This window comes from Candidatus Tectomicrobia bacterium, from assembly GCA_016192135.1.
Classification (GTDB): domain Bacteria; phylum UBA8248; class UBA8248; order UBA8248; family UBA8248; genus 2-12-FULL-69-37.
The window spans coordinates 117,692-132,834 of record JACPUR010000001.1; the positions used below are offsets into that span (position 1 = coordinate 117,692).

The window sequence follows — 15,143 nt, forward strand, 5'->3', positions numbered from 1 at the left end:
TCCTGGAGGTGCTCCTCTTCCCACAGCTCGATCATTCTGGGGTTTCCATGGTTTCCTTCCCGGCCTGCCCATGCCCCGCTGGTCCATTCCGACTTCATTTTTGCCTGAGCCACTGCAGGACTGCCCAGGTCGCTTCCAGGTCCTCCCGGTTGTAAGCCAGGATCTTCTCCATGAGCGCGTCCCGCCTGACAGCGTCTTCGGTTTCGGTGGCCTCGATGTATCGGGCGATGGCCCAGTCTCCCCCGTTTTCCTTCTGGCTCCGCCGGAAGCCCACGTACTCTTCCACCACTTTGAGGCTGTAGCTGGGGAGGGGCAGGGCGATCGAGTCGCGCACGATCGGGAGCAGGTCCAGGAGGTTGTGCAGGACCTGCTGGGCCACCCCCTCCCAGTCCCCAAAGCGCTCCATGTATATTTTGATCTTGGTTTTCTCGTACGAAGCCCAGTGGACGAAGGGGATGTTCCCATAGGCTTCGAAAACCCCCCGCGCCAGTTTCAGAAACCCCTCCCAACCTTCCCGATCCCCCTCCTCCCCGAAGCCCCCCGTCGCCGCCCGGAACTCTCCCGGCCTCTCCCCGAACACTTGCATGCCCCACAGGTAAATCTTTTCGACGTCGTCCAGATGGGGAGGGAGGCCCTCCAGGTCGAACATGGCAAAGTTCGGGTGATGAGGGAGTCGAAGCGGGCAGAACACCAGCTCCCGGCCTGAGGCCAGGGACTTTGCATTCCGCAGGATTCCCGCCGCGCTTTTCCCCACCCGATGGAACCTCTGCCCCCATGGCCGCTTGAACTCCGATAGGCGGGCTTCTGGGAACTCCCGGAGAAGGTCATCGTAGGAGCGTATTCCCTCCTCCCGCAGCGCGATCGCCAGACCCTGGTCCACCCCGACGACCAGGGCCACGTCGTGTAACACCTCCGCCCTGGGCCAGCAGCGCCGCCGGAAGCCGCAGCCCCCGCACTTGGACCAGCCGACCGGGCTGTAGGGCTCCTCCTTGGCCAGCCGAAGCGCCAGGATCCGCTCGAGGACCTCTAGTGCCCGCTTCCCCCCATCGTAGGGGATAACGACAATTTCACCATTTCCCGAATAGATCTCCAGCCGGACCGGGGGCCGCCCGGCAACCTGCTCGTAGAGCCAGCCGTAGAGCTGGAGCTGGAGGAGGATCTCCGGGTGAGCCTCCTGGTCAATTCGGCGAGCGAGCTTGGCGTCCCGGAGAAGGTGCCCCGGATCCTCCCGAATCAGGAAGTCGGGCTCTCCCACGATCTCCACCCGGACCCCGCCCAGCGCGGCCACCGCCCGCAGGACCGGCCGGTAGAGCACAGGATGATCCCCTTGGAGCGCCTCCAGTGTCTGGCGTTCCCGTTCCTCCCGGCTGCCCTGCCGGAGGTCCAGGACTTCCGGGAAGGAAGCCAAGTGTGCCTGTTCGTGGCGCTCGCCCAGGCGGAATATGAGCTGCTCGAAGGGCCCCGGCTCCGCCTCGGGCTCGCCGAGGTGGCGGAGACGGACCCGCAGGCCGCACTCCGCAGGCTGGTATAGGAAGTGGATATCTGAAGCGGCGAGGTGCAAGGCGTCCTTGTTCATGGGTGTAAGAGCCATGAGTGCCACCTCCGAGTGAAGTCTCCTCTCTTCCTCCCGCGCGAGTAGAGTCGGGTTAGAGGGCAAGTTTTGGAGATCGGGCTACCCTGCGACCGGATTTGGCATGAAGCACCCTCGGTATGGCCGATGCGGGGCCACCCCCTCCTTGAGCCAAAAATCCTTTTGGGCTGGGAGCCCGCCCAGGCCCCCATTCCTGGCCCTGGGCGGGCTCCTGATGGACTGATTCAGGGGCTAGAAGAACCGAAACCTGTTGGGAAGACTGATGAATTGGCCGTCGTACCAGTATTCGAACCTATCGGCCCCGTTGGCCTCCCGAAAAGCCTGAATGACCTCCGGCGCCAGATCGCCGATTCCTTCGTTGCGCTTTCCCGCCCACGCCAGGTACTGTGCCATGCTGTCCACCTGATCGTCGTGCTTGCCATGGGGAAATTGGAGCACCTCCGCCTTGAACTCCTCCAGCCAAGACGCGTCCTCGGGCAGGAACACCCGCCCCTGCTCAATCTTGGCCGACTGGGCTTCCACGCGCGTTGCCTTGCTCCCCTGCGGCGTAATGGCAATGGGTTTGACGATGCCTTCTTCGCGCAGCTCCTCGATCAGAGGAGTGCCGGAGCCAGCATCCTCAATCAGAACGACATCCGCCTGATACTCCCGGGCGTGGGATATCACGAGCTTCTTGAGGGTCGGAAAATGGTAGCGGACGCGGCGCACGTTGATGAGATAGTGCTCCTTCCCCCGCCGCAGCCAAGTCGTGCACGCGGAGAAATCGTTGTTCTCCCCAACCTTTGAGGCCACGTCCCAGGACTGAACGACGAGGTCGTCGGGACCCTTCGGGGGCAACAGTGGATAGGACCGGAACCAACTCCAGCTGAGCATGTCGCCGTCCGATGGCATTGGATTCTGCAGATACTGGGCAGAGAAACGGTACGTCCCCATGTTCGCTTTGATCTCGTCGAGGATATGGCGGGGCTCACGTTCGGGGTGAAGAACCTCCCCGGGTAAACGCTCGTGAAACTCCTTATCGCCGATCTGGATGCGCTCCGCCTCTTCGGCAATGGCGGGCAGATTGAGGTGTGTCCAGCCGCCCGTCCTCAGGAGATAGCCCGCGATGTCCTCCACATGCAGCCGCTGCATGAGGAGGATAATGACGCCCTCGGCCTTGTTGTTCAGCCGGCTGAAGAGGGTGTTCAAGAGCCACTCTTTCACGGATTCGCGCGCCGATTCCGAGAGGGCGTCCATCGGCTTCATGAGATCGTCGAGGATGATTAGGTCGGCCCCGAGCCCGGTCACCGCCCCGCCTACCGAGGTGGCCAGGCGGAAGCCTCCCGCCGTGGTGAAGAACTCGCTCTCGGTGTTCTTCTGCTGGCTGATGCGGGTGCAGGGGAAGGCCTGCCGATACCATGGGCTCTGCATCACAGCCCGGCAATCCCGGGAGAACTTGGCGGCCAGGCTTTCTCCGTAGCTCACGCAGATGATCCCCAGCGTGGGGTCGTGACCAAGAGCCCAGGCGGGCAGGGCCACGGAGCCGTAGAGGGACTTTAGATTACGGGGAGGGACGTTTATGACATCACGCCGAATGTTCCCTTTGAGGATTTGCTCGAGACGCCAAGCGATGGCGTCATGGTGCCAGTTCGGCAGGAACACATCTCCCGGGCTTACGGTGTAGAAGCATCGCTGGGTGAAATATTTCAAACTCGACCGCAGAAGACCGTTCAGGATGATCGAATCAGAGGTGCGCATGATTTATACCTCCTCGCTGGGTGCGGCCGTGTCGGCCGCATCGGGTTGAATGGATTCCTCTGCTGCTTGTGGCGTGCCCTTCGCCTCCAGGAAGCGGCGGATGATCTCCTCCTCGTGCGCTCGGAGCACGGAGCGATCGTCCTCCGTGAGGCGCTCACCTTCCTCCGGTTCTTCGGTCTCCAGGAGGCGGAAGGCCATTTTCAAGATTTCATTTGCCGAACGCGCGTCCCCCTTGACCGCCTTGGACATCAGGCTCTTGAGCATCGCGCGTTGCTTGCTGATGTGCCGTTCCAGGTTTCCCTCCCTGACGAGGATCTCCTCGCCAAGTTCTTCCTCGAGGTCCGTCTTGAGATTTTTGGTCCCTTTCGGGCGGCCACTCGGGTTTCCTGATTGGCCTTTCTGGAATTGTGCGTGTTTGGGTGGTTTCTTGTATCCGCCGTTCTTCTTACCGACCATTGGCGCGCGCCTCCTTCACCTCAGAAAAGGTCTGGCCGGTCTCGGCGAGGGTTGCCTTTTCCCCCGTGAATTCCTCCCAGCGGCGGATGGCGGTGTCCACGTACTTCGAAGAGATGTCCATGGCGTAGGCCTTGCGGCCCGTCTTCTCGGCGGCGATGAGGGTGGTGCCGCTGCCGGCGAACGGGTCGAGGACGATGCCGCCGCGCTTGGAGCAGTCCAGGATGGCGTCGGCGATCATCGCGACGGGCTTGACCGTCGGATGGAGGGCGAGCTCCTCCTGCCTCCCCTCTCGGAACGTGTTGGCGCCGGCATAGGTCCAGACGTTGCTGCGGTGGCGCCCATGTTGCCCGAGCTCGAAGTTGTTGATATGGGGGGAGTCGCCCTTCTTGAAGGCGAAGATGAGTTCGTGTTGGGACCGATAGAAGGTCCCCATGCCCGCGTTCGTCTTGTTCCATACGATCAGGTTCTTGAGTTCGGGGTAGACCCCCTTGGCGGCGGCCAGGATTTCGTCGAGATGCCGCCAGTCCATGAAGATGAAGTGGATGGCCCCGTCGACGCTGAAGTACACGAGAAGGACGAATGTGCTATAGAGGAAGGCGATGAACTGGTCTTTGGACATCTCTCCCGAGGCCATGGCGAACTCCGCGTGTTGGATCCTTCCAAGGCCCGAGACGTGGCCGCCGATCGGGACGTTGAATGGCGGGTCCGTGATGACGAGCTGGGCCAGCTGCTCGCCCATGAGGAGCCGGTAGGATTCCTTCTGCGTGGCGTCCCCGCAGAGGAGCCGGTGCCTGCCCAGGCACCAGAAGTCGCCCAGCAGGCTGACCGCCGGCTCGGCAGGATCGATTTCCGGGACGGCATCTGCGGCGGCGTCTTCATCGGCGGGGCCCAGGATCTCGAACAGATTGTCAATCTCGGCGGTTTCAAAGCCGGTGAGCTCGAGGTTGAAGTCGATCTCGAGCTCGTGAAGGTATCGAAATTCCAGAGCGAGAAGCTTCTCATCCCACCCGGCGTTCAGGGCCAGCTTGTTGTCGGCGAGGATGTACGCTCGTATCTGCACCTCGGTCATGCCCTCCAGGCGAATGGCGGGAAGCTTCTTCATGCCGAGGAGCTTGGCGGCTTCGAAGCGGCCGTGGCCGGCGATGATCCGGTTATCGGCGGCGATGAGGAGTGGATTGGTGAAGCCTAGTTTTTTGATGCTCCTGGCGATTTGTCGAACCTGCTCCCGTGAGTGAGTCCGCGGGTTCTTGGGGTTGGGTTTGAACGAAGCGATCGGCAGATATTCGATGGCATGCCCGCAAGAGAACTTCTCAAAGCCATCTTCCGACTTCCTTTCCTTTTCCATCACTGACGCTCCTTTCTGGGGCGACTCGCCGCTTGAGCGGATGAGCCCCTGGACGGACATTCCCCTCCGCTCGCTGATGAGGTTGCGAGCGGAAGGCGTCTCAGTCTTGCGAGAACTGGTTTTTTTCTTTCATGCGGAAGGGATGTGCGTTAAAAACAAGCATGAAGCGTGCGTAATTCCCGTTTTGCCGTGACTGTACTCGACTCCCGGTAGCAGCCTCGCTGCGTGGAGTTATCTCTTTCTAACTGACTGAAGTCGCCAATCTCTTTTTTCCCTTCCCTCCTTCTTCCTTCATATCCTCCCTTCTTTACTCTCCTGGACCGCAACTGCACGCTCACGTTCCCTAAGAGAGCGCGCTCTCTTTTCGGTTTTTGTGGAGGCTTCACAACTGCTGCACGACCCAGAACCCAAAGCCTTTGCCGTGCCGTGCGCTCCTGCAACTGGCTTTAATATAATGATGCGAGTTCATTTCGGGCAAGAAAATTATTTTCCTTAAACCTCATATTCAATGCTATTTGTCCCACCCAAACGGCGAGTCTTGACGCTTAACTCAGGTTGTCCATTTCTCAAGTGTATATGAGCGCGGTCCCGAGGATGAGCAATTCAGTGTCGTTTATATCCGGGTTATTGGAATGGCGCATGAAGACTCTCCTCTCCTGGGAATGTGATTTGAGCCTTCTGGGGGGGCGCCCTATTGATTGCCTGTTCCATGCTATTGCGCGGCTTGGTCCGTGCGCTGCCCGGGAAGCAGCTTGCTTCAGGATTGCCCATTTGATTGGGCGGGGAACAGTATGGCAGGCAGCATGACCCGGCGGATCTGGATGAACTGGGGTGGGGGTTGAACGTGGGCACTTGCGGCGAAGGAAGAGAGTGAGGCGCATTCAGGCCTTCACTGGGGTTACGCCTAGGGATTTCTACTTGTCTGGAGGAATCGACATGGCAATGGCCATCCTCGTTCTGTGGTTCACGATGTCGCAGAACCCGTCTCTCCAGCAGGTCCCCGAGGCCCAATGCGAGAGCCTCGGCCAGCAGTTCCTGCAGAAGGCCCGCATCCACTCCCAGGGAGCGGGCGCGGGATATATTTGCCTGAGTCCGCCAGCAAAATGATATGGACAAGGAGCCGTGGGGGAAGCCATCCGCCGAGGCGGGAGAGGTGACCCCTACAGCAGCTCCCGGGGCGGCACCCCCAGCGCCTCGGCCAGCTTCTGGATGTTGCGCAGGCTGATGTTCCGCTCCCCCCGTTCCACCCCGCCCACATAGGTGCGGTCCAGGCCCGCCTCGTGGGCCAGCCCCTCCTGGGAGAGCCCCCGCTCCCGCCGCAGCGCCCGCACGCGCTTCCCGAACGCCTCCAGCACCCTCTGCCCGCGGTCCCTCGCCATGGATTCATCGGAGCACCCCCGATGACCATGCATCCACGGACTATAAGTATCATCTGGGTGTAAATTTCCGCGTCGCTATGGTAACAATGGGGGGATTTTCAGCCGCAAAGGAGGCATTGCCGTTCGGATTCGGCCCGGATTTGGCCGAAAAGGCCCGAACCACCGGGGGGTGGCGCCTGCACCGCCCGAACCTCCCCCGGCCGGCCCGATTCGAGGGTTGACTTCCCCGGGACACTATACGTCCATTCCTGACGCATACCCGTGCCAGGATCGGGTCGAGGAGGCGGGGCATGGATGACCTCTACGAGTGCCGGACGGCCCTGGGGTACGTCCGGAACCTCCTCCGCACCCTCCCGGACCTCTCCTCCCCGATGTCCGAAATCCTCGACGAGACTCTCTCCCACATCCAGGAAGCCTGCCCCTCCCACCGCAGGAGATCACTGGCCCCCCTCCCCGGGCGGAAGGAGGCCGGAAGCCTGGAGGAGCTGGTCCGCCTCCTGGACGGCTGGCTCGGGAATCTGCGGGCCTCCCTCCCCAGCCCCCTCCAGCAGAACCTCGAGGTCCTCGCCGACGCCCTCGGCCTGGACGGCCTGGAGGCCGAGATCCTGGGCCTGGGGGTCCGGGCCGAGGCCTCCCCCGCGGTCCTGGCCCTCTGCTCCGGCCTCAAGTACCGCTGCGGGACCGAGGCCCCCCGGATGCTCGCCCTCCTCCTCGACGCCCGGCCCGGGGACGTCGGCCGGCGCCTCGAGCCGGAGGCCGCCCTGGTCCGGACCGGCCTCCTGCGCCTGGGGGCCTTCTACAAGCCCTCCGGCTACGGGATCGACCTCGACGTCCTCCCCCGGGTGAGCCACGCCCTCCTCTCCCCCTCGGGGGGCTACGCCGACCTCCTCCGCCGGCTGCTGGGCGAAGTGGCCCGGACCCATCTCGCGTGGGAGGACTTCGGCCACCTCGCCGAGGAGCGGGACCTGGCCGCCCGCCTGCTCCACGGCGCCCTCGAGAGCCGCGCCCGGGGAGTCCACGTCCTCCTGCACGGCCCCACCGGGACCGGCAAGACCGAGCTCTGCAAGGTCATCGCCCACCACCTCAAGATCGACCTCTACTCCATCGGGGAGAAGAGCGAGGCGGAGGAGGAGTACAACCGCTCCGGGCGGATCGGCGCCTTCCAGCTCGCCCAGCGGCTGCTCCAGAGCCCCCGCGCCGCCCTCCTCTTCGACGAGATGGAGGACCTCTTCGAGGGAGGCCTGGAGCTCGCCTCCCCCCTCCTGGGCCCCTCCCGCCTCCGGAGGTCCCACGCCGGGTCCAAGGTGTTCATCCACCGCCTCCTGGAGGAGGCGCCGGTCCCAACCCTGTGGACCACGAACAGCCTGGCCGCCCTGGACCCCGCCGTCGTGCGGCGGATGAGCCTCGTGATCGAGCTGAAGGCCCCCTCCCGGGGGGTGCGGGAGCGGATCTGGCGCCGCCACCTCGCGGAGCGAGGGCTCGATCTGCCGCCCGGGGAGGTGAGCGCCCTCGCCCGGGAGGCCGACGTCCCGCCCGGGGTGGTGGCCAAGGCGGTCGAGGCGGCCGGGCTGACCGGGGACCCCCGGAGCCTCCGGCTGACCGCCCTCTCCCTGGCCCGGGCGCTCCGGGGGAAGTCCCTCCCGCCCCGCCGGGCCCCCCAGGAGGCGCCCTTCGACCCCGGCCTCCTGAACGCCGACCCCGACCTCCGCGGGATCCCCGCCGGGTGGAAGGGAGGGTCCTTCTCCCTCTGCCTCTATGGACCCCCGGGCACGGGCAAGAGCGCCTGCGCCCGCCACCTCGCCGAGCGGCTGGGGCTCGAGGTCCTCGAGAAGCGGGCCTCCGACCTCCTCTCCATGTGGGTGGGCGAGGCCGAGAAGAACATCGCCCGCGCCTTCGAGGAGGCCCGGGAGGAGGGGGCCTTCCTCCTCCTCGACGAGGCCGACTCCCTCCTGGGGGACCGGCGGCTGGCGCTGCGCTCCTGGGAGGTCACCCAGGTGAACGAGATGCTCGCCCGCATGGAGGCCCACGCCCTCCCCTTCGCCTGCACCACCAACCTCGTGGAGCGCCTGGACCCGGCCTCCCTCCGGCGGTTCACCCTCAAGGTGCGGTTCGGCTACCTGGACCCCGACCAGGCCCGGCGCGCCTTCTCGCTCTACCTCGGATGCGAGGCCCCCCGGGAGCTGGCCGCCCTCGCCCGGCTCACCCCCGGGGACTTCGCCGCCGTCCGCCGCCGGGCGGAGGTGCTGGGCGGCCTCGGGGACCCCGCGGAGCTCCTCCGGATGCTCGCCCATGAGTGCGCCCTGAAGGCGGGACCCGCCCGGGCCATCGGCTTCGCCTGAGGGAGAACCCATGCGCTACGAGAGAATGGAGACCCTCCTGCGGCTCGCCCTCCGGATGCAGGGGAGCCCGGGCGGCCTCTCCCTCCAGGACATCCAGGCCGAGCTGGGGGTGGCCCGGCGGACCGCCGAGCGGATGCGGGACGCGGTCGTCGATCTCTTCCTCGGGGAGGAGGTGGAGACCGGGGAGCGGACCAAGCGCTGGCGCATCCCGCCCGGCACCCTGGACCGGCTGGTCCGGTTCCGCGCGGAGGAGCTGGCCGGCCTGGAGGGCGCCGCCCAGGCCCTCGACCGCGAGGGGATGAGGGATCAGGCGGCGGCCCTGCGGGCCGTCTCCGCCAAGCTCCGGGCCCTCCAGCGGCCCGCCGACGCCCGGCGGGTCGAGCCGGACCTCGAGGCCCTGGTGGAGGCGGAGGGCCTCGCCCTGCGGCCGGGCCCCCAGGAGGCCGTCCGGCCCGGGGTCCTCGGCCGGATCCGGGAGGCCATCCTCCGGGGGGTGAAGGTGAGGCTCCACTACCGCAAGCGGGAGGGAGGAGGCCGGGTCCGGCGCACGGTCGGCCCCTGCGGGGTCCTCTACGGGAGCCGCCATCGCCTCGTCGCCGAGGGGGCGGAAGGCCTCCGGCAGTACGTCCTCTCGAACATCGAGCGGGTCGAGGTGACGGAGGCGCCCTTCGAGCGGCCGGCCGGCTTCTCGCTGCGGGCGTACGCCGAGCGCTCCTTCGGGACCTACCAGGAGGAGGAGGGGCCCTTCCACGTGGTGTGGAGGTTCACCCCCGAGGCGGCCCGGGACGCCCGGAACTTCCTCTTCCACCCGACGCAGGAGGCGGCCGAGGAGCCCGGCGGCTCCCTCGTCGTCCGGTTCCGGGCCTGCGGGCTCAGGGAGATGGCCTGGCACCTCTTCACTTGGGGGGAGGGGGTGGAGGTGGTGGAGCCGGAGGCGCTGAAGGAAGTCCTGTCCGACCTCAAGGGCCGTTAAGTTAAGGAGGGACCCGCGTGACCCGATCATCTCCAGAGAACGTCTCCCTCGACCGGATTGCCCGCCTGTTGGAAGGGTATGTCGGCCTCGCCTTCACCGCCCGGCGGCGAGAGGTGGTCGGCTTCGACCGGCTCCTCCGGGGCTTCCGCCCCCATTGGGAGGCGCTCCAGGCGGACCGCTGCCGGGACGCCTTCCGGTTCAACGTGTTCGACGCCCTGGCCGTCCGCGACAAGGAGGTCCTCCACTCACGGTTCCTGGCATACCTGCTCGACCCCGGGGAGCGCCACGACCAGGGCGAGAGGTTCCTGAGACGGTTCCTGCAGGGCGTGCTGGAGGAAGGGGATCCCCGGCTCGGGACTACCCAGGCCGTCGTGCAGCGGGAGGTGCCCGTCGGGGACTGGGGCCAGCTGGACATCTGCATCTGGCTGCCGGGGCACGTCATCGCCATTGAGAACAAGGTCCATGCCCTCGAGGGCGACAACCAGATCGGGCGGTACCACGGATGGCTCGCGTCCCAGCGCGGGGAGAAGACGCTGGTCTTCCTGACCCCGAGGGGGGACCGGCCCGTGTCGGCCCCGGACGGAATCGCGGCCGAATGCAAGTGCCTCTCCTACGGGGATCTTGCGGACATCTTATGGGCGTCCATCCAGGACATGGGCGAGAACGCCCTGAAATACATCATGGGGCAGTACGTCGGGGTGTGCCGGGACCTGCACAGGAGCTATGGAGGGGAGGTCAATGAACAAAGAAGTCCATCAGTACCTGACGGTTCCTGAGAACCTGGAGGCGGCGGTCCAGATCGCAAGCGTTCTGCCTGAGGTGACGCTCAGGGTCTATGAGGATTTCTGGGGAGGGGTCCGTGATCGGTTGGCTTGGAGTCTTCAGCAGGAAGACCTCGCGGGTCTGTGGTGCCCTGACCTGAATGAGGTCGACGCCGGATGTGATTCATGGGCGGGGATAATTTTCCGTGAGAGAGGGGAGGTTTTTTGCGTGGGCGCGGCGAACCTGACGGGTGGACCCGCGGGCTGCGGCTTCGGGGTCAACCGGGGCCGGGCGGTCCCCCGGGACAAGTGGGTCCCGCGCGACCAGGAACTGGCGGGCGCCCTCGCGCGGGAGGACTATAAGTCTGAGCCGTGGTGGGCGGGGTGGAAGAGGTTCTCGCACGCGGGCGTGGTCTCTCTGGACCTCCTTTCGATCAACCAGGACAACCGGGAAGGGGGGAGAGTCGCCAAGCAGGTCGCGGACCTCCTGTGGGACCTCTTCAACCGGCACCGCGCGGTTCTGGAGGACCTGAACCAGGGCTACCCGTACCTATAAGCCTCGGCCACCTGCCGAGGAGGAGCGAACGTCATGGGGAGATGCCGGTTCTGCAATTCCATGGCCTATGGTTCCTGCACCCTGAGCCCCCATAAAAAGCACGAGCACGACAACGACGAGAAGAAGTGCGTCTTCTGCGGCTCGGCGGCGTACGGGTCGTGCCCCCAAAGCCCGGTGAAGAAGCACAGGCATGGGAGCGGCGCGAACAAGTGCGTCTGGTGCGGCTCCACCGCCACGGGGCGCGGCTGCGCCCACGGCCCGAGCCGCGTGCATGAGAAATAGGGACCGCGGAGGGGGACGGGACGACGGGAGCGAGCACGGATGGTTTCCGTCCGTTTTCACCGCTTCGGCGCGTACTCCCGGCCAGTGGCGTACTGTGTTGCGAATCCGAGGATGATGCCCAGCTCACGGTCTTCGGTTTGAGCCTCGACCCGAGGGAATTCGTCGGCCTCTCGGAGGTTGAATGGTTTCGCGCGATGAGTCAGCAGAAGACACCCATCCGAAGGATTCGCTCCACCGCGCTTCCCGTCCTGATGCCGGCCGAGGCGGCGCCCGAGAGGGCGCGCGCGGATGGCCATTCCGAGAGCGAGTGGCGCAGCCTCGCCGCGGTCGTTCGGAGGCGCCCGGGGGTCCGCTCCCGGGTGCCCGGGGCACTGAAGGTGGGGCTCGGATGAAACCCTCCTCTCTTCATTTGGAGGAGCGGCTATGCGATGGATCCCCTACCCCCTGGGGCCACGAAACGATGGCGGAGTTTCACGCTGTCGATTGGCCGGAGCGGCTCGCCCTGGCCAGAAGGATCCGGGATCCCCGGTTCCAGGAATGCGCCTGGATCCTCATCTATGCCGAGCGCATCGTCGAGGGCGGTCGTAAGTGGCGCGCGGCATGCCCGAAGGAAGGGATCCAGTCCCAGGCATATTCTGAAACCCGGCGGAACCCCCGTCGCGCGTAATGCCCCCTCGGTCCAGCGCGGCCGATGGATCCACCCCATCATCCAATCGTAGGAGCTACCGGCAACCCGGCGCCCCGGGATGGGGGGCATAGCACCTTCGGGGCGGGGGCGAAACCGGTCGGGTGTTCCCGCCGGTCATCCCTCCTCCCCGCCCCCGATTTCGGCGAGCAGGGCGTCCAGTTGGGATTCCAGCAGGGAGCGAAGCTCCCGCGCCGCCCGAGCGGGGTCTAGTTTGTTCCTTCTACCCTTCTACCTTTTTTCTATCGATTCTCGCGCATCGCCCCAAGGTCCTCCCGGGGCGTGTTTGTGGGTCCATTGAAATTTCTTCGTGCGCCTATCCTCCCTCACCAATCGGTAGCGGCCGGACACGGGTGCGGGTCTCCTCGAAGACAACCACGCTTCCCCGTTCCAGGGCGCCTTGGATGGCGGGTAAATTGGCCAGGAAGAGGGCCAACTGCCTCTCTGGCCGCCGATCCGCCGTGCGGCGGTAAAGAACCACAGAAGGCCTCGTCTCGCCCTTTAAGGCCAGCAGCGCGCCGAAATCGGTGTCCGCGGAGACGAGAACGCGCTCCTCTGCGGCCGCCCGTTCGAATACACGATCGTCCTCGGCCGCTTCCAAACCATAGTCACGGACGTGAACGGCGTCATGCCCGCTCCGCCTCAGTCCCTCGGCGATCAAGGGCGACAGCGCATTGTCCACGAGGAATTTCACGGAATCGTCAGCGGCAACTCGCGCTCGCGCACGGCTTCGGCCGCATACTGGAGCGCTTCATGGATGTCGGGGGACTCAAGGTCGGGATACGCCTTGAGAATCTCACTCTCCGTCATTCCGTCTGCGATCATCCCCACCACCGCCGCCACCGGGATGCGAAGGCCCCGAATGCACGGCATGCCCCCCATCTGTTGGGGATTCACGGTGATCCGGGTGAACTTCATTCCGCTCTCCTTTGAAGGAAATGAATCTGTCATTCGCGCCGGGTTTCGCCTGGACCATTCGACCGGCGGGCTGAGTCCCCCAATGGTGGCGTTGGGGAGAGGCTGGCCGGGCGTCGGAGGACCTTCCCAAACCCGGAAGAAGAAACAATGCTAGCATTCAATTTGAATCATACACGAAAACCCCTCGCCCGGCGGTCTTCTCCGGCTGGAGAGTAGGGCCCATGTCTGGTTCGCTTGCCGGGCGGGCTTCCCCTTGTATGCCATTCCAGCCGGCCAAGGCGGGAATCCGGACCCCATTGAAAATCCCCGGACCTCAAGGGGGTCTACTCGAAGGCGCCTCAATCCTCCCCGGGCTCCCCTATCTCCTGCAGCAACGCGTCCAGCTGGGATTCCAGAAGGGCTCGAAGCTCCCGGGCGCCCGTCAGCCTTTCCACGGAGTCCAGGATGCGCTCTCGGTCCCAGCCGGCATCCAGCGCCTTGCTCCAGAACTCCCTCGCCTGCTCCTCGGTGACGGGGATATCCCCCCATGCCTCCCCTTTCCCGGGCGAGCCGTTGGCGTGCGATCCGTTGGCGCCTGCGCCCTCCGCCCGGCTCCGCGCGTCCTTGTCCTGGAGGTAGAGGCCAACCCCCATCAGCGAGGCGCACTTCTTCAGGGCGTCCGAGGCCGCCGACTTCAGATCATTCCCGATGTCGATGACCTCTCGGATCTCCAAGCGGCGTTTGATCTCCGCTGAGCCGAACTGCTCCTTGGTCACCCCGCAGGCCGAAAGCCTTCCCAGGACCCACACCTGGTCCCGGCCGATCTGGTGCTTCACAATCTCAAAGCACCATCTGCCGCCAAACGCCTCGTTCAGCCGCTCGGTCACGGTGCGGGCCTCCAGGTAGGGAATGGGATTCCCCCGCTCATCCCTGCGGGGCTGGCCATCCCGCTCCAGCTTGGTCCGGATCGCGCTCTCCGGGAAGGGCGCCCGGAGGGCCTTGATGGGAAACGCCTTCGCCGTGGCCATGGGGTGTCTCCTCTCAGGCACTGCCCAGGTAGTATTTCTCGTACTCCAGTTGACTGATCCAGCCGTTCCCCACCTGGTAGAGCCCATCGAAGAAGTACCCCCCGTCCCGGTCCCGGTGAAAGACCGGCGTGACGCGGGGGGAGGCTTCCTTCGGACCGTCAGGGAGGGGGGCCGCCGGGGGGACCGAAGCGGGCTTGGGGGTGGTCATAAGGGGTTCTCCTCAGATAAGTGGACTCCAGTTATTTATAATACATGGACTCCAAATAAAAAAATCAACTGAATACTTGCACTCCAATAAAAATGTTCCGCTGAAATTTCCGCCCCAAGATCGCCTAAAATCGGGCCTTTTTGGGGCCGATTCACGTTTCGCGGCTACTGCCAGTCGGGGTGCTGGTTCCGTCGCCGTGATTTCGCCCGGGGGATGGATCCTGGGGCCGAGCTTGGGCAGCGATTATTCAAAAAACGAAGCACACCTGGGGGAATGCCGTTTCTTCCAGGCAAATGATTACTTGCACTCCAATAAAATACGTTCTACATTGGCCGCCATGAGCGCCAGAAGGGGACAGCCGCCAAAAGGGGAGAGGGCCCTCAGGGGGGGCATCAAGGTGCGCCTGACCGAGGCGGACCGCGCCCGGCTCGACCGCTTGGCCGGCCTGTCCGGAATGGGGCCCGCGACGAAGGCGAGGATGTATGTCCTCGAGGGCATGGCGCGGGAGGAGGAAGCCGCCGCGGTCCCGGCTCAACCGGAGCCTAGCGCGGATGCCCAGCCGGGCCAGGGCTCAGAGAACGTCTAGGCTGGAGGAGCCGTCCAAGCCCCTGGGGAGGCCACCCGAGGGCTGCATCGACTTCGCCGTCCCGGGGTGGTGGGGGAATTCTCCCCATGGCAGGATGCGCCCTGTGGGACCTCTCATCTTTTCGTCTTCGTTTTTGGGTTCCTGCCTTGAAGATTCCTGACGGATAGGGATAGGAAGTGCGGAAGGCCCGCGCGCGGGATCTGGGATACGCTGAAGGTCGGGCGGTTCCTCCGAGGCCGGCCTCTAAGGATGCGGTTGATCGCACATGAGCAGGTTCCTGCCCGACGGGAAGGGCGAGTCGAGTCTAGCCTTTCTTTCTT

Annotated in this window: 16 protein-coding genes; 7 read left to right on the top strand and 9 right to left on the bottom strand. The window is 65.0% G+C overall.

The features are described from left to right. Positions 1-94 precede the first annotated feature (94 nt). The 4 genes from HYZ11_00485 to HYZ11_00500 form a co-directional block, all read right to left on the bottom strand. Positions 95-1,591, bottom strand: coding sequence for a TM0106 family RecB-like putative nuclease (locus tag HYZ11_00485; protein MBI3126065.1), 1,497 nt, complete (start codon positions 1,589-1,591; stop codon positions 95-97). A 231-nt stretch (positions 1,592-1,822) separates the two neighbouring features. Further along, positions 1,823-3,328: a phage terminase large subunit gene (gene terL / locus HYZ11_00490; protein MBI3126066.1), complete on the bottom strand. Its 1,506-nt coding sequence runs from the start codon at positions 3,326-3,328 to the stop codon at positions 1,823-1,825. 3 nt (positions 3,329-3,331) lie between these two features. After that, positions 3,332-3,784: a hypothetical protein gene (locus HYZ11_00495; protein MBI3126067.1), complete on the bottom strand. Its 453-nt coding sequence runs from the start codon at positions 3,782-3,784 to the stop codon at positions 3,332-3,334. Then, entirely contained in the window at positions 3,774-5,129 is a 1,356-nt protein-coding gene (locus HYZ11_00500; GenBank protein MBI3126068.1) for a ParB N-terminal domain-containing protein, read from the bottom strand. Before HYZ11_00500 ends, HYZ11_00495 begins: the two co-directional genes overlap by 11 nt. Positions 5,130-6,065: 936 nt before the next feature. Here HYZ11_00500 and HYZ11_00505 point away from each other — a divergent pair. Then, on the top strand, positions 6,066-6,236 hold the full coding sequence (locus tag HYZ11_00505; protein ID MBI3126069.1) for a hypothetical protein: 171 nt from the start codon (positions 6,066-6,068) through the stop codon (positions 6,234-6,236). Positions 6,237-6,289: 53 nt separating this feature from the next. Here the strand turns inward: HYZ11_00505 and HYZ11_00510 are convergent, their stop codons facing one another. Beyond that, positions 6,290-6,508 carry a helix-turn-helix transcriptional regulator gene (locus HYZ11_00510; protein MBI3126070.1) on the bottom strand — a complete coding sequence of 73 codons (219 nt, stop codon included), beginning with the start codon at positions 6,506-6,508 and terminating at the stop codon, positions 6,290-6,292. Positions 6,509-6,798: 290 nt separating this feature from the next. On the opposite strand from HYZ11_00510, the gene HYZ11_00515 reads away from it, so the two are divergent. From HYZ11_00515 to HYZ11_00535, 5 genes are all read left to right on the top strand, one after another. After that, positions 6,799-8,847 carry an ATP-binding protein gene (locus tag HYZ11_00515; protein ID MBI3126071.1) on the top strand — a complete coding sequence of 683 codons (2,049 nt, stop codon included), beginning with the start codon at positions 6,799-6,801 and terminating at the stop codon, positions 8,845-8,847. A gap of 10 nt (positions 8,848-8,857) precedes the next feature. Next, positions 8,858-9,820: a WYL domain-containing protein gene (locus HYZ11_00520; GenBank protein ID MBI3126072.1), complete on the top strand. Its 963-nt coding sequence runs from the start codon at positions 8,858-8,860 to the stop codon at positions 9,818-9,820. A 17-nt stretch (positions 9,821-9,837) separates the two neighbouring features. Then, a complete protein-coding gene (locus HYZ11_00525) occupies positions 9,838-10,596 on the top strand; it encodes a PD-(D/E)XK nuclease family protein (protein MBI3126073.1) in 759 nt (252 codons plus the stop codon). Between the two features lie 214 nt (positions 10,597-10,810). Then, on the top strand, positions 10,811-11,137 hold the full coding sequence (locus HYZ11_00530) for a hypothetical protein (GenBank protein MBI3126074.1): 327 nt from the start codon (positions 10,811-10,813) through the stop codon (positions 11,135-11,137). Between the two features lie 33 nt (positions 11,138-11,170). Continuing rightward, the gene (locus HYZ11_00535; protein MBI3126075.1) at positions 11,171-11,419 is read left to right on the top strand and encodes a hypothetical protein; all 249 of its coding nucleotides are present in this window, start codon (positions 11,171-11,173) and stop codon (positions 11,417-11,419) included. A 1,001-nt stretch (positions 11,420-12,420) separates the two neighbouring features. Here HYZ11_00535 and HYZ11_00540 read toward each other — a convergent pair. The 4 genes from HYZ11_00540 to HYZ11_00555 all read right to left on the bottom strand — a co-directional run bounded on the left by HYZ11_00540 (position 12,421) and on the right by HYZ11_00555 (position 14,237). Further along, positions 12,421-12,798 carry a DUF5615 family PIN-like protein gene (locus tag HYZ11_00540; GenBank protein ID MBI3126076.1) on the bottom strand — a complete coding sequence of 126 codons (378 nt, stop codon included), beginning with the start codon at positions 12,796-12,798 and terminating at the stop codon, positions 12,421-12,423. Next, positions 12,795-13,022: a DUF433 domain-containing protein gene (locus tag HYZ11_00545; GenBank protein MBI3126077.1), complete on the bottom strand. Its 228-nt coding sequence runs from the start codon at positions 13,020-13,022 to the stop codon at positions 12,795-12,797. Before HYZ11_00545 ends, HYZ11_00540 begins: the two co-directional genes overlap by 4 nt. A 338-nt stretch (positions 13,023-13,360) precedes the next feature. Beyond that, positions 13,361-14,029: a hypothetical protein gene (locus HYZ11_00550; GenBank protein ID MBI3126078.1), complete on the bottom strand. Its 669-nt coding sequence runs from the start codon at positions 14,027-14,029 to the stop codon at positions 13,361-13,363. 13 nt (positions 14,030-14,042) lie between these two features. Further along, entirely contained in the window at positions 14,043-14,237 is a 195-nt protein-coding gene (locus tag HYZ11_00555) for a hypothetical protein (protein ID MBI3126079.1), read from the bottom strand. 397 nt (positions 14,238-14,634) lie between these two features. Here HYZ11_00555 and HYZ11_00560 point away from each other — a divergent pair, with 397 nt between their 5' ends. Continuing rightward, on the top strand, positions 14,635-14,823 hold the full coding sequence (locus tag HYZ11_00560; GenBank protein ID MBI3126080.1) for a hypothetical protein: 189 nt from the start codon (positions 14,635-14,637) through the stop codon (positions 14,821-14,823). Positions 14,824-15,143: the final 320 nt, after the last annotated feature.

Excerpts from the sequence above, each read along its gene's own strand:
- HYZ11_00505 (MBI3126069.1), top strand. The coding sequence starts at position 6,066 with ATGGCAATGGCCATCCTCGTTCTGTGGTTCACGATGTCGCAGAACCCG.
- HYZ11_00515 (MBI3126071.1), top strand. The coding sequence starts at position 6,799 with ATGGATGACCTCTACGAGTGCCGGACGGCCCTGGGGTACGTCCGGAAC.
- HYZ11_00520 (MBI3126072.1), top strand. The coding sequence starts at position 8,858 with ATGCGCTACGAGAGAATGGAGACCCTCCTGCGGCTCGCCCTCCGGATG.
- HYZ11_00545 (MBI3126077.1), bottom strand. The coding sequence starts at position 13,022 with ATGAAGTTCACCCGGATCACCGTGAATCCCCAACAGATGGGGGGCATG.
- HYZ11_00535 (MBI3126075.1), top strand. The coding sequence starts at position 11,171 with ATGGGGAGATGCCGGTTCTGCAATTCCATGGCCTATGGTTCCTGCACC.
- HYZ11_00510 (MBI3126070.1), bottom strand. The coding sequence starts at position 6,508 with ATGGCGAGGGACCGCGGGCAGAGGGTGCTGGAGGCGTTCGGGAAGCGC.
- HYZ11_00485 (MBI3126065.1), bottom strand. The coding sequence starts at position 1,591 with ATGGCTCTTACACCCATGAACAAGGACGCCTTGCACCTCGCCGCTTCA.
- terL (MBI3126066.1), bottom strand. The coding sequence starts at position 3,328 with ATGCGCACCTCTGATTCGATCATCCTGAACGGTCTTCTGCGGTCGAGT.
- HYZ11_00495 (MBI3126067.1), bottom strand. The coding sequence starts at position 3,784 with ATGGTCGGTAAGAAGAACGGCGGATACAAGAAACCACCCAAACACGCA.
- HYZ11_00500 (MBI3126068.1), bottom strand. The coding sequence starts at position 5,129 with ATGGAAAAGGAAAGGAAGTCGGAAGATGGCTTTGAGAAGTTCTCTTGC.
- HYZ11_00550 (MBI3126078.1), bottom strand. The coding sequence starts at position 14,029 with ATGGCCACGGCGAAGGCGTTTCCCATCAAGGCCCTCCGGGCGCCCTTC.
- HYZ11_00555 (MBI3126079.1), bottom strand. The coding sequence starts at position 14,237 with ATGACCACCCCCAAGCCCGCTTCGGTCCCCCCGGCGGCCCCCCTCCCT.